Here is a 13,752-nt window from a genome sequence, read left to right as displayed (position 1 = left end):
CTCATCAGTGTTTATATGGTGCTATTCAGTCCAGGTTATTAATTTTCCAAAAAAGCAAAGATCCGTACCGCCGTACCCTTTGATCTTTTATCGGATTTGATATCCGGCCTTATTTCCAGACTATGTTTACCTGGCTTTAAATCATCAGCCAATATAAAGTAAAAAGGCAAATGCAAACCATCGCTCCAATCGGTATACAAGTTAACCGGCGCATAAGCTTTGCCGTCAATGCTATAATGGATAAGCCCGGCATCCGGGCCTGATAATACGCCGATGCCGATTACCCTCCCCTTAAAGTTGATATGGCAAGTAGCGCCAGGCCGCGTGGCTTGTAATACGGGGATATGCACAAAACCCTCCCGTGTAGATACTTTATCGCCGGGTACCCAGTCTTCGATGATGCTAAATTTTGAATCTCCAGGATCAGCCTTCAAATTCAAGCTATCTGCTTTGAGCGCGTCTGACTGATGAACATCCAGAAAGTGCCCTTTGATATAACTATCCTGATCTATCGGTGCCGGGAAATGAGATTTCGTCGGTTTTGAATCTCCGGCGGCTTTTTGCAATAAGGTTTTAATTGTATTAAAGTAAAGCCGCATGCCAAAAGGCGATGGATGCAGGCTCACAAAATCCTTATCCCAGGTAAATTCGCGGGCGGCTATACGGTCGCTAATCTCTTTGGCCAGGTTAATAAAATCTAAGTGATAGTATTTGGCCAGGTCCTGGTGTAAGTGCACCTCGGCCGGTATTTTTCCGGCGGCATATTCCTTTATCTTTTCGGGGTCAATAAAGGCCATCAGCACCATATCGGTTTTTGCATTGGCAGCATGCACGTGCCTGATGATGCCCTCTAAGGCTCGCTGTTGTATTTTTGCCGGTGTGCCGTTTACCTTATCGTTCACTGCCGATTCGATAAAGAGCAGGTCGATATCGCCTTTGTCCAAAACGTCGCGCTGTAACCTGAAAGCGTGCGGCAAACTGCCTAAAGATGGGATGCCCGCGTTGATAAACTTAAATTTTACGCCGGGATAGTTTTTTACCAAATCATCACAAACCAAATTACGCCAACCATCCATATTGGTTATCGAGCCACCTAAAAATGCTACGGTAGCCTTTTTATTTTGCCTTACACATTTAAAAAAGTGACTGAGGTTACCGTATTGGCTAATGTAGTTTTCACTTTTTAACTGCGCTGAAACCGTGGCAGAAACTGCGATTAAAAACAACAGTGCTATATATTTTTTAATCGTCATTGGTATTAGCTTTTCAGTTTTTCTGAAGTGATGGTTTTAACCATACCGTTAACCTTGATTTTTACCTGGCGCGGCTGCGCAGAGGCAATTTTGTAACTGATCACTTTGCCGTTTTTCCATTCCATATCTACCGTAAAATTACCGCGGGCCTTTAAGCCCTGTACTTTGCCCGTTGCCTTCCATTCGCTGGGTATGGCAGGCAGTAATTCAATAAAACCTGCGTTGCTTTGCAGCAACATTTCGGCCACAGCCGCGGCCCCGCCAAAGTTACCATCAATCTGGAAAGGTGGCCCGGCATCCAATAAATTAGGATAAATACCACCGCCTGCGCCGTAATTCATATCTGTTTTGATGGTAGGCTTCATCAAGCCGCAAAATAATTTATAGGCGCGGTCGCCATCATGTAAACGTGCCCAAAATAAGGCTTTATAAGCTATAGACCAGCCGGGTCCATCGTCTCCCCTTACCTCGAGCGTTTTTTTTGCTGCTTCAGCTAATGCGGGGGTATGGTTACTGGTGATCAGCGATGCCGGGTATAAGCCATACAGGTGAGAGATGTGCCTGTGCTGCGGTTCTGTTTCTTTATATTCTTCCATCCACTCCATAATACGGCCATCGCTCGCAATTCTGCCGGGTGGCGGTAATTGCGTAACTCTTTGCTGCAACTCGGCGCTTAAAGCGGCATCTACGCCTAACTTGCCGGACGCTGTTATCACATTGTTAAACAGTTCGCGGATAATCTGATTATCAATGGTGGGGCCTAAACAAATGCTGGCATGTTTGCCGTTAGGCAGGTAAAAACTATTTTCGGGAGATGAAGAGGGCGAGGTTACCAGCCAGCCGCTCTTAGGATCTTTGATCAGCATATCGTTATAAAATTGTGCCGCTCCCTTCAATACGGGGTAAATATCGCGCAGGTAATTTACATCGTTTGTAAAGGCATAGTGCTCCCACAAATTATCGCACAGCCAGCCGGAACCGGCTTTGGTTGCTCCCCAGGATGCACTTTCGCCGGGCTCGGTAAACTGCCATACATTGGTAATTACATGGGCCACCCAGCCTTTGGCATTATAATAGGCCTTTGCAGTTTTTTCGCCATGAGGCACCATACGTTTCACCAGGTCTGCCAGCGGCAAGTTGAGTTCTGATAGATTGGCAACCTCGAGCGGCCAATGATTCATCTGTACGTTAACATCCAGGTGATAATCACCTGTCCACGGTGTGCTGATCTGGTTGGCCCACAGGCCTTGCAAGTTTGGTGGCAACAGGCCCACCCTGGTGCTGCAAATACTTAAATACCTGCCAAACTGAAAAAACAAGGCCGGTAAGCCATTATCAGCTTTGCGGTCAGCGTGAAAGGCAATTAACCTTTGGTCGGTAGTCAGCTCTTTTGCCGGTTCGGCACCCAGATTAACATGTACGCGGTTAAACAACTTTTGATAACGGGCAATATGTTGCTGCTTTTGCAGCGAATATGGCTTTTGGATAGCTTTAGTTAATACGCTTTGGATGCTTTGTTTAAAATGCGGATTACGAAAATCGGTACCTGCCGAAATATAGATGATGACCGATGTGGCATCCTTAATATTGATCTGGCTGGAACTATAATTTACGCTGCCGCCTTGCTGCTCTGCTTTTACTATGGCCTGGTATTGCATCCCTTTTCCATCAATCCCATTGTCAAGCTGGCCTTCCATCTGCAACGCACCATTGGCCACGCTTGTAGCCGAACGCTCAGGCCGGCTTATACCAATACTCAGATTAAGCTGCCCCGGCTTATCGGCGGTGAGCTTAATGATATCAACGTCATCGCCAAAACTGGTTATATATTCCCGTTTATAGGTTACCCCGTTTACCTGGTACGTACATTTGGCTATAGCATTATCAAGTGTTAACTCCCGCTCATAATTTTGGTAGTTTACCGGCGAGTTAGCTGTGTTATGATCAGGATATTGAAAGTTTAAACTCAAATTGCCCAATACCTGGTAGCAGCCATAATTTACACCGCCCGAGCCCTTGCCGGTACAAATGAATGCTTGGTCAACCAGGGCCTGCGCTTCATCGTTTTTGCCTTCCATCAGCAGCTTCCTGATTTGGGGCAGACTTTTGTAAGCCTGGTAATTGTTAGCATCCTGCGGCGCACCCGACCATAAGGTGATATCGTTTAAAACAATGGTTTCCTGGCTCACGCCTCCATCGGGCATCATACCTAAACGGCCGTTACCCAATGGCAGGGTTTCTTCCCACATTTGGGCAGGCTTATTATACCACAAGCGCAACGGATGGCTTTGGCCAAAACTTAAACAAGGTAACAGTAAACAAAATAACCACAGGTGTATTAAATGCCTTTTAGCCATATATATTCTATCAATTCGGGTTTCCTTTACGGGATGATTTTAGATAAATACCTTTCGGGGTGCAATTACATCCCGAAAGGTAAGCCTTGTTTGTTATTGTTTATTCCACAATGTAATTTCACTCAAGTTGGTATAGCTACCCTCATTATCCGTATTATGCTTAATGCGGATGCGGATATAACGTACCGGCGGCGGGTTGGCTATCAAGGCAGATTTTAATGCCGCCTGCCCATCGTCGCTGCGGTTAACTTCCTGTAAAAGCGTCCATCCTTTGGCAACGGCCTCGGCCGGCCAGCCGCTATCATTTGGTTGCAGGGTTGTAGTGGCGCCGGTTAAGCTGGCTATTCCCCATATTTCGTAATCGTTAGGGTTATGGCAGCAGTTACGGCCTGTTTCTTCTACCTGTGCCAGGTTATTGTATATCTTTCCCATATCAAAAGTGAGTACCTGCGGCAGTGCATGCGCCCCATCGCTATGGAAAATATTGGGGAAGCCCTGCGGGCCAACGCTGCCATCCCAAAGCCGGTCGATATCGGTATCTCCTTCGTACGGATTCATATCGTTAGGCAATTTAACTTTGGCGAATAACGATTTATCGCACTGCACCAGGCTGAATATCTGCGGAAAGTCGCTGTATTGGGGCGCGGTGAACACATCGATAGCACTTTTAACCGGAATATACGAGGAGCGGTATTGTACAGTAGTGCCCGATTTATAATCCGTCAGCGTGATGGAATTTGCCGTGGGTGCCAAAGGTTTTTCAACTACCGTCCCCGATGTATTGGTATAACGGATGTCGGTAGAAATGTTAATGGTATCGGGCGCGCTAAAATTTAAGGTCACCGAGCCATTAGCGTTAACTACATAGGGCGTAACCGGATCGTAAGCGCGGTTGAGCAAGCGGGATTGATATACAGGGCCGTAAACGCGCACATTACTGATATCAAGCGGAATAGAACGGTTGCCTTTGGCATCGAGCGAGTAAACGGTAAACGTGTATACGTATTCCAGCAGGTTGGGTATAATCACCTTTACCGAATCGGTGGGCGTATGGCTGGTGGCGTTTACCACCATCGAATCGGCCTTGTTGTTCCAGTATATCAGGTATTTGGTTATACTGGGGTCGGTACTGGGGTGCCAGTAAAGCGCAGTGCGCAAATTACCTGGCCCATAACTGGTAGTAGTAACCAGGCCCGGGTAAACTACCTCGTGCCCGTTTAAAAATGATTTAAAGTCCTGATCCTTTTTACCACAGCCTACAAATACCAATATCAGCAAGCCCAGGCAAAGAGAAATATTTAAAACGATTTTCATATTTAAGTTCTTCTTCATGATCTGACAAACTATTGGGGGTTACCGTAAAGTGAGATTTCCATTAAGTGCGCATAGTCTCCGCCCGACCAGGTATCGGCAACGTCTATCCGCAATACCCGTACAGCCGGACTGGTGATGGATACGTTGAAGTTTACACCGGCCAGTACAAAGGCCTGGTCGGAAGGGTTATTGGCTGCTAAACCCGGCGGCAAGCCCGATGGTGGATCTGGATACCGGTAGTTCCCCAGGTTTGTCCAGTCGCCAACCACTGTACCTATGGGTGACGACTTAGGTAACAACACATCGGCGGGTGATGCCTTGGCCGATCCCCAGAGCGTAAAATCTTTGGGATTAGCATGCGAGAAAGAAAACTCATTAGGCCTTTCCCATAAAATAAAGCGGCTCAGCTTAGCATTTACACCCAGGCCAAAAGTACATTGCATAGGCGCGGGTGCACCGGGCAAGGTATGCCAGCCATTGCTGTAACCATCGGTTTTGCCATCCCACAGGTAAGGTAATTCCCAGCCATAGCCTATCGGGCTATCGGTAGCCGTGAGATATTTAAAAAATTTACCTTTATCCAACATCGTTTCGAAGATGGGCGTTATGGTAGCAAAGGTGGTATCAGACACGTTGCCAAACTGATCGGTAACGTACACCCCGAATTTACGGGGCGTGGTATTATATCCGCGAATAGAATAATTACTGGTATCCTGGTTGGTATAATGCTGATCAACAATTTCGTATCCTTTAGTAGATGGATCAATCGCGATCAATATTAGCCCGATGGGCTTTTTAAGCGGGTTGAGTGCCGAGATATTCACTCCGCCAAAATCGGCAGAAAGCAAAGCTGTAGGTTTTACCATCAGGTAAACCGGTGTTAGCGGATGCACATGCACTACCACCGCGTCAGACATCACGTTAGCCCTGCTTACCGCATGTAAGGTAACCTCATAATCCTGGCTCTTGGCAAAACCGTCAACAGTTACCGTATCGGTATAGTAACTGGCCTTGGTTTGCCTGGTTGTTGAACCATTTATTCGATAGTCTGCCTGCACATACAAAAGATTGGGCGAATTGGGTAACGAGTAGGTAATGTACGCGCCGCCGTTAAAGTTAGTCACCTTAATATTGGTTACCACGCCCGGCTTGGTAAGATCGGTTGAAACGGGGGCATTAAAGCCATCGTCGCGTTTACATGATACAATCACCATGAGCAGCAACCCGTACAGCAAAAATTTTAAACCGTAAATATTTATATTTTTCATAACGTTGAGTTAAGTTTATATCAATTAAGTTAACTGTATGATTTTACCAGTAAGGATTTTGAACCAGGTTAGGATTAACAATCAGATCATCATCTTTAATGGGCCATAAATAATTTTTCAACCCGAATACCGGGGTAATTACGGTTGACGGGCGATAATAGTTGAGCGCCTGGTTTTCGTAAATACTCCATCCCTGTAAAGGCACGCTCAATACGCTTTGCAACTCTTTCCAGCGGCGAAGGTCCCATCCGCTTTGCGCCTCAAAACACAACTCTATGCGCCTTTCCTGATGGATGATCTGGCGCATACCGTCTTTGCTTGAAAACTTGGTAGGGTTGTTTGAATACGCCGCCCAGGAAGCTTGCACACCTTGTAAACCAGCCCTTGCCCTTACCTTATCAATATAAGTAAATACATCGGCTACGGGGCCGCTGGCTTCATTAAGCGCCTCAGCGTAAAGCAGGTAAAGTCCGCCTAAACGCATCAACGGCATCCTGAAGTCAACCGGGATAAAGCCGTCATCATAAACAGAAGTATAGTTCACCAATTTTTTAGGCCAGTAACCTGTTACGTTTAAAAATATCAGATCCTGCGGGCCGGCTAACGAGCTGTTGCCACGGGCTTGGATATAGTAAGCGTTTTCCTGACTTAATACGCCGTTGCCAAACCATACGCCGCCGTCAAAACCGATATTGGCATAAAACCGGGGTTCGCGGGCAAAGTGTGCCCTAACAGTAGTATAGCCTTTTTCAACATAAAAACGACTGGCATTATCGCCGGTTTGCAAATTATAGCGGCTGCTGTATCCCCAGGTTTTATCTTCGTTAATGGGTACACCTTTGTCGGTATAAAACAACTCGGTTGTTGATATCGGTACGGCAAATGTTCCGGGGTTTGAAAACGGATTAGCCAGCGCCTTGGCTGTTAGCCTTGGGGTGCAATACCCTTGCCATCCCCAGGTTGGGTTTAAGGCCCATATCAATTCGGGGTTAAGTTCCCAACGTTCGGTTACCGTATTCTGGATAGTTAATACTTTTTTAAGCGAGTCGGATAAATTACCGGGGATAGTGGCAGGCGGGGTAAAAGTATAAAGCCTTAAACCTTGTGCTTCGCACTGGGTAATGGCGGTTTTACATGCTGCTGCAGCCTTTACCCATTTGTTAACATCATAGGTTGGTGAAAATAAGGCTGTACCGCTCTTATCTTTAAAGCCCGCATAATCTGGGTTGCCGTTAAATAATGGGCTGGCCTGCATAACCAATACCTCGGCTTTAACCGACAAGGCAATTAATTGTGTAATGCGGCCCAATTCCTGCGCCTGGTTTTGGATCACCGGCGGCAAATTAGGTATCGCTTTATCCAATAACCCCACAATGTAATTGCAAACGGTATCCATCGGCGCACGCTTAACGCGCACTTCTTCGGTTGAAGCTGTAACCGGCAGATTTTTATCTACAATAGGTATTGGGCCGTACATACGGGCCAGGTAATAATGATAATAAGCTTTTAAAAACTGAACCTCGGCTATCCAGCGCGATTTTTCGGCAGGGGTTAAGTCGGCCGGCTCATCAATGTTCTCTAACATGGTATTACACCGGCGTATAGCCCGGTAGACCGCCTGGCCTGAGTTTTCGCCATCCCAAAAATCAAGGCCGGGAATATTTGACGATTGCGTACCCCTGATTAAAGCGAAACCAATTTCGTTGATGGGATGGTTGGTTAAATTATTGGGATAAATAATTTCGGACGAGGTGGTAAAACCGGCGTTTGATGTAATATCATTAAGCTGCTGCAGCGTTGCATAACAGGTAAAAAGATAGTTCTCGGCCTCGTTCCTGTTCCTGAAGGTATAATCGAGCGTACCTGTATTATCGGGAATAACATCCAGATACTTTTTGCAGGATATGCTGAATACCGCAATGGCAAACAGGAGAATATGTTTATATTGTATTTTCATGATCACTACTATTGAAATCAAATTAATATTTACAGGTTCACGTTAACGCCAATGTTAAATACCTTTTGTATTGGGTAAGCAAAGCCGTTGCCGCCCAGTTCGGGGTCCCACAATTTAAAGGCGCTCCAGGTGTATAAGTTGAGGCCGTTAAAGTATACACGGCATTTTTTCAGGTCCAGCTTTTTAGATAGCGATGCGGGTAAAGTATAACCCACCTCTAAGGATTTTAAGCGCATAAATGCTCCGCTCCTCATCCACCAGGTACTGTTTTGCCTGTTGTTTTCAATCTGGTTGCCGGTTACGCCCAAACGCGGGTACAGGGCATACAGGTTCTGGTTGCTTTCCGACCAATGGTTATCGGCAAATGCCTGTAACAGTTGGGTGTTGCCATACACATATTGATCCGGGCTTTGAATGAAGGGGCTCACCCTGCTTGGATCGATAAAGAACGATACATGCGCCTGTCCCTGGAAAAATGCCGACAGATCAAAGTTTTTATAGCCGGTTGAGATACCGTAACCATACACAATTTCGGGAACGGTAGGATATCCCAGGAAGGTTTGATCCTTACCATCAATAACCCCATCGCCATTCAGGTCGCGGTATTTGATGTCGCCACCTTTGGGGAGTATGCCATTGGTTGAGAAAATCTGCTTTGGCGAGTTCCTGGCTTCGGCATCGTCAACAAACAACCTTTCGGCCACATAACCATACGCGCGGCCAATGGGCTGGCCCGATTCGTAACGGTAAGCTTCGTTGTATTGGGGCTCCTCGTAGTTGCCATAATTGCTGGTGGCGTAGGTAAAGTTGGCCCTTCCCTGCGCCCAAAAATCCTTGCCGATGTTTTGTTTATAATCCATCGACAGATCGATACCCTTAGTATCTGCGGTACCTAAATTTGCGCTGATGCCCGCTTCAAGGCCCAGCGTGGTAGGTACCGATGTGCGCGATTGCAGAATGTTATAGCGGTGATATTTGTAAACTTCGGCAACCACATTCAGGTTTTTAAGTAAGGTAAACTCTAAGCCAACGTTTGCTTGGCGCGATGTTTCCCAGGTGATGTCTGAGTTGGCGTAATTTAACACTGTTACACCGTTGCGGGTATAGCCGTTGTTGATACCAAACGATGCCGGGTTACCGCCGCTGAGGTTAACACTCGAGGTATAGTAAAAACGTTGCGAACCAATATTATCGTTACCTACAGTGCCGTAGCTGCCTCTTAATTTTAAGCGGCTGATAAAGTGGTTCAGCTCATCAGTCCAGAATTTTTCGTTCGATATCACCCATGATGCTCCGATGGTTGGGAAAAAGCCGAAACGATGCTCTTCCGAGAAGCGTTCGGTACCATTGTACCCAAAGTTAAACTCTAAGTAATACCGAGCCTTGTACGAATACGTAGCACGCCCTGCCACGGTTAAATTACGGTAAGGCAACGCGTTGGGTAAGGTGGCTGCGTTACCATAAATGGTTTGCTGGGCAGTACCTATTAACGAGCTGCTCACCGTATGCACGCCAAATGTGCGGTTATAATCCATCACACCCTGAAAAAAGGTGTATGAGTTTAGGCTGCTTGAACCCGGTGAGTATTGCAGATACTCGGTAGCCACATTATTACCGGTTGGCTGTGGGTTAAGCCAGGTTAGGGTATACTTGTTGGTTGTTTTGTCGTAAGTATTTACATTGTAATAAAATGGCGAATAACCTTCGGATGAATCAAAATAAGAATACCGGTTGGTGTGAAATAAGCCGTGTATATTGAGGCCCTGGGTAATCATATTTAAATTTTGATTGATCTCCAGTTGGGCCGATATGCGCGACTCGGTATAATTTTTATGCCCGCGCAGTAAAGCCGCATAAGGGTTATTATAACTGATGTTATTGGCAGCACCTACATTCCCGAACAAAATGTGCTTCGTTTTTAAGTTGGCCGAATCGGCAGGAAAATATGCCGGAAACAATACCGGGCTGGTATGCATGGCTATATTATATAAATCGGTAGAAAAAGAAGCGTCGGTAGTCAGCGGGCCGTTATAATCACTGAACGTGCCCGAAAGGCGCACAACCATTTCAGTTGATTTGGTGAGGTTGATATTAACGTTCGACCGTAATTGGTAATTCTGAAATTTAACGTTGTTGTCGTTATTGTTAGCCACATCTTCTTTCAGGATACCACGATCCAGGTTATAAGAGCCGGCAACGTAATAGCGGGCCACATCGCCGCCGCCGCTAACGCTCATATCGGCACGCTGCGTGTTGGTGCGTTTTTTAAACAACATGTCCAGCCAGTCAACCGCCGGGTATACATAGGGGTTGCTGCCTTTAGCTCCGGCAAGCGTTGCCTGCGTATTTAATATTTTATTTTGGCTGAAAGGTTGCGGACTTAAAGGATCACGCGTGGTAGTTGCTTCGTTAAAAAGCCTCATGTAGGTAATAGGATCGGCAAGCTGTATGGTCTGGGCCGACTGCGATGATGAATTTTCTACCCTGAAATTGATGGTAGCCTTCCCTACTTTACCCTCTTTAGTGGTAACCAAAATAACACCGTTGGCACCACGTGCACCGTATAATGCCGTTGCACTGGCATCCTTTAAAATGGAGAAACTGGCAATATCATCCACTTGCAGACGGGCAAGATCATTGGCCGATAGCTCTACGTTGTCAATTAAAATGAGGGGGCTTTTGTTATAGCCAAAAGTGGTTACCCCACGAATGAAGAACTGCGAATTATCCAGCCCCGGCTGGCCGCTCGGCTGATAGGCAATCAGGCCTGCAACCTGCCCGGCTAAGGCGTTGGTTAAATTGCTGGCGGGTATTTTTAGTTCGCTGGGAACAATACTCGTTACGGAACCTACTACGGCTTCCTTCCGTTCTTTTTTTCCGTAAGCGGTAATCACCACTTCCTCGGTTTGCGTTACCGTGGCCCGCAACTTAACGTTCACAACCTTAGTATTGGCGGTTATAGCTACAATCTGTTCTTTGTAGCCCACAAAAGATACCCTGATGGATGAGCCGGGTACTACATCTAATACAAATTTGCCGTTCATATCGGTTTTGGTTCCGGCGTTTGTGCGGCCCAGTATAGCAACGGTTGCCCCGGGAATGGTTTCGCCAGTGGTATCCCTTACCGTACCGGTAATAGTGATTTTAGCGGGGGCCTGCGCATTTGCCTTGCTACCAGGCAGCGCGATAATTAAGGCAAGTATGCAGCAAAAACCTGCAAGCGGCCTACAGAGTTGTTTAAGTACGTTAAAACTTTTGTCTGGTAAAATTAGGTTCATAAATTGAGGTCATAAATAATAAATAATGAAGCAATTCACTTGATAGTTAGCTCATCACCCTGTCCGGATTTCATAATGGATTAAACATATTACTGCAACATCACAAACATCCTAAAAAGCTTCTCATTCTTTTTTTGTGCTGTAATTTAAACCTCATTAAAATCAATACATTGAATGCATTAATCAAACAGGGCTTTGTAACTGAAGGGAAATACCTTTTTTTAATCTGTAAGGGTAAGCTAAGGGTAACTATGTTCTCACTCGAATAAAAACCTGCCGCAAGGCATCTTTTTTTCAATATTCAATTGGAGTATCCTGGTTCTACAGGAGAGGAAATACTGGCGCTTTCGGAGCCCATCGTTTAATCTTCGCATCATTTTAATTAGTTTATTTGGTTAAATAAAACTAACAACAATGCAGTAGGTACAAAATGGATTAACCATCTAAAAAGATGGACAAAACGATGATTTAACAGAATCATCAAACCACCCAATATCGCCCTTATAAGCTAAATAAAACGCATTTAAACCGCTGCAACTTTAAATAGATGGATAAATCATTATCAAAAACAATATAAAACACTTAATTTAATATCAACTGTTTAACCGATTCCGCATCTGTTTAAAATATCGCAATTTGCAAAAAAGAAGCCTTAGCCTTTAATTTAACACTAACGGAATATCCAGAACAGAACAGCCATGGTAAGCACCAGTAAAGCAGAAAGGAGTTTATAATTACCGATACCCGGCCAGCCCTTATTTTCTAAGGGCTCCCATGCCGAATGCCAATATAAAACCTGGCTTTGAGCGGTATGCTTCACAGGGTATACATACGACAGGCTGACCTGCAGGAACAGGCAAAAACAGAAAAGATAAAACGCCGTCATCATAAAGGGCAGATGTCCTAATGCGCTGTCAGGATAAAATTTACCGAGGGCAAATACAACAACCCCCAATAGCGAACCCAACCACAAGGTAAGCTTGGCCGCCGTAGCAGAGGCCTTGCCCCAAAATACCCCCAATAAAAAAACACAGGTAATGGGCGGGGCAATATGGGCAATGATATCATTTAAACCGTTAAAGATACTTTCATAACGGTTTAGTAACGGAAGTAAACCAATAGACAACACTAAAGCCACACCTGCCGAAATACGGCCCACCCTAACCAATTGCCTGTCGGTAGTGCTTGCTGCAAAACGCTTATACATATCAAAACTAATTAGTGTTGATATGGAGTTTAAGGCTCCGGAGATCTGGCTCATTAAGCCCGACAGCAAAGCAGCTACCAACAAACCTACCAGCCCGGTTGGCAATAACTGCGTAATCATTAAGGTATATATGCCTTTGCTATTAACAACGTGCTTGCCCTGCGCATCAACGCCATTCAGGGTATGAATATCTAATAATCCCTTTTGTACCAAAGCATAGGCCAGTAAACCCGGCAATACAAAAATGAATACCGGCAACACTTTCAAAAAACCGCAAAACAAGGTACCCACACGGGCATGGTTTTCGTCTTTGGCACCCAATACCCGCTGTACAATGGTTTGGTCGGCACACCAATACCAAACACCCAAAACCGGGTACCCTAAAAAAACGGCATACCAGGGCATTCCGCTGCTATCTCCCGCCGGGCGAAGCATAGACAATTTATTGAGCTGATGATGCTGGGTAAGTACCTCCATCATAGGTGCCCAGCCTCCAATTTTGAGCCAGCAGGCACCCGTGATGAGTATAGCACCGCATACCAAAACAATGGTTTGTATAGATTCTGTAACAACCACGGCACGTAAACCGCCAACAATGGTATAAACCGCCGTTAACACAGCGATGACCGAAACACTGATATACATATTGATGCCGAACAGCGTTTCCAGCACAATACCACCTGCTAATAAAGAGAAGGCGATATGAATGATAACGGCCGAAAATACGGATATGATGGTAAGCCAATCCCGGCAGGCCCGGTTATAGCGCTTCTCCAGAAAATCCGGCAAGGTACTCACGCCTGATTTAAGGTAAAAGGGAGCAAAAAACAAGGCCAGCAAAATGAGCGTGAACGCAGCCATCCACTCAAAATTACCGTTGAGCAAACCTGTATCAAAACCCGACTGGGCCAGGCTCACTAAATGAACGCAAGAGATATTGGTAGCAAATAACGACAGCCCCACCATAGGCCATTTGATGGACTTACCGGCCAAAAAATAATCATTTGAATTGGCACCCGATACCTTATTCCGTTTCCATGCGCCATACCACAAGCCAATGGTAACAATACCTACAATGTAGGCCATGCAAATCAAAATATCTATGGTACTAATCATTA

The 13,752-nt window shown here is 45.6% G+C and carries 7 protein-coding genes; all 7 read right to left on the bottom strand.

Annotation, left to right across the window (positions count from 1 at the left end):
- Nucleotides 1–38 precede the first annotated feature (38 nt).
- Complete coding sequence (locus MUCPA_RS24830) at nucleotides 39–1,253, bottom strand: SGNH/GDSL hydrolase family protein (RefSeq protein WP_008510132.1); 1,215 nt, start codon at nucleotides 1,251–1,253, stop codon at nucleotides 39–41.
- Nucleotides 1,254–1,258: 5 nt separating this feature from the next.
- The gene (locus MUCPA_RS24825; protein WP_008510131.1) at nucleotides 1,259–3,610 is read right to left on the bottom strand and encodes a glycoside hydrolase family 95 protein; all 2,352 of its coding nucleotides are present in this window, start codon (nucleotides 3,608–3,610) and stop codon (nucleotides 1,259–1,261) included.
- A gap of 93 nt (nucleotides 3,611–3,703) precedes the next feature.
- Nucleotides 3,704–4,942 (bottom strand): DUF4998 domain-containing protein, encoded by a 1,239-nt coding sequence (locus tag MUCPA_RS24820; RefSeq protein ID WP_008510130.1) that lies wholly within the window; start codon nucleotides 4,940–4,942, stop codon nucleotides 3,704–3,706.
- Between the two features lie 11 nt (nucleotides 4,943–4,953).
- On the bottom strand, nucleotides 4,954–6,192 hold the full coding sequence (locus tag MUCPA_RS24815) for a DUF5000 domain-containing lipoprotein (RefSeq protein ID WP_008510129.1): 1,239 nt from the start codon (nucleotides 6,190–6,192) through the stop codon (nucleotides 4,954–4,956).
- 43 nt (nucleotides 6,193–6,235) lie between these two features.
- Nucleotides 6,236–8,149: a RagB/SusD family nutrient uptake outer membrane protein gene (locus MUCPA_RS24810; protein ID WP_008510128.1), complete on the bottom strand. Its 1,914-nt coding sequence runs from the start codon at nucleotides 8,147–8,149 to the stop codon at nucleotides 6,236–6,238.
- A gap of 29 nt (nucleotides 8,150–8,178) precedes the next feature.
- Nucleotides 8,179–11,427, bottom strand: a complete 3,249-nt coding sequence (locus MUCPA_RS24805) for a SusC/RagA family TonB-linked outer membrane protein (RefSeq protein WP_008510127.1) — start codon at nucleotides 11,425–11,427, stop codon at nucleotides 8,179–8,181.
- Nucleotides 11,428–12,097: 670 nt separating this feature from the next.
- Nucleotides 12,098–13,750 (bottom strand): sodium:solute symporter, encoded by a 1,653-nt coding sequence (locus MUCPA_RS24800; protein WP_008510126.1) that lies wholly within the window; start codon nucleotides 13,748–13,750, stop codon nucleotides 12,098–12,100.
- Nucleotides 13,751–13,752: the final 2 nt, after the last annotated feature.

The organism is Mucilaginibacter paludis DSM 18603 (assembly GCF_000166195.2).
Taxonomy (GTDB): domain Bacteria; phylum Bacteroidota; class Bacteroidia; order Sphingobacteriales; family Sphingobacteriaceae; genus Mucilaginibacter; species Mucilaginibacter paludis.
The sequence above is the reverse complement of the archived record's forward strand: the minus strand, read 5'-3'. Positions and strand labels throughout refer to the sequence as shown.

Bases quoted from the DNA above. Each gene is read 5' to 3' on its own strand.
- MUCPA_RS24805 (WP_008510127.1), bottom strand. From the start codon at position 11,427: ATGAACCTAATTTTACCAGACAAAAGTTTTAACGTACTTAAACAACTC.
- MUCPA_RS24825 (WP_008510131.1), bottom strand. From the start codon at position 3,610: ATGGCTAAAAGGCATTTAATACACCTGTGGTTATTTTGTTTACTGTTA.
- MUCPA_RS24800 (WP_008510126.1), bottom strand. From the start codon at position 13,750: ATGATTAGTACCATAGATATTTTGATTTGCATGGCCTACATTGTAGGT.
- MUCPA_RS24830 (WP_008510132.1), bottom strand. From the start codon at position 1,253: ATGACGATTAAAAAATATATAGCACTGTTGTTTTTAATCGCAGTTTCT.
- MUCPA_RS24810 (WP_008510128.1), bottom strand. From the start codon at position 8,149: ATGAAAATACAATATAAACATATTCTCCTGTTTGCCATTGCGGTATTC.
- MUCPA_RS24815 (WP_008510129.1), bottom strand. From the start codon at position 6,192: ATGAAAAATATAAATATTTACGGTTTAAAATTTTTGCTGTACGGGTTG.
- MUCPA_RS24820 (WP_008510130.1), bottom strand. From the start codon at position 4,942: ATGAAGAAGAACTTAAATATGAAAATCGTTTTAAATATTTCTCTTTGC.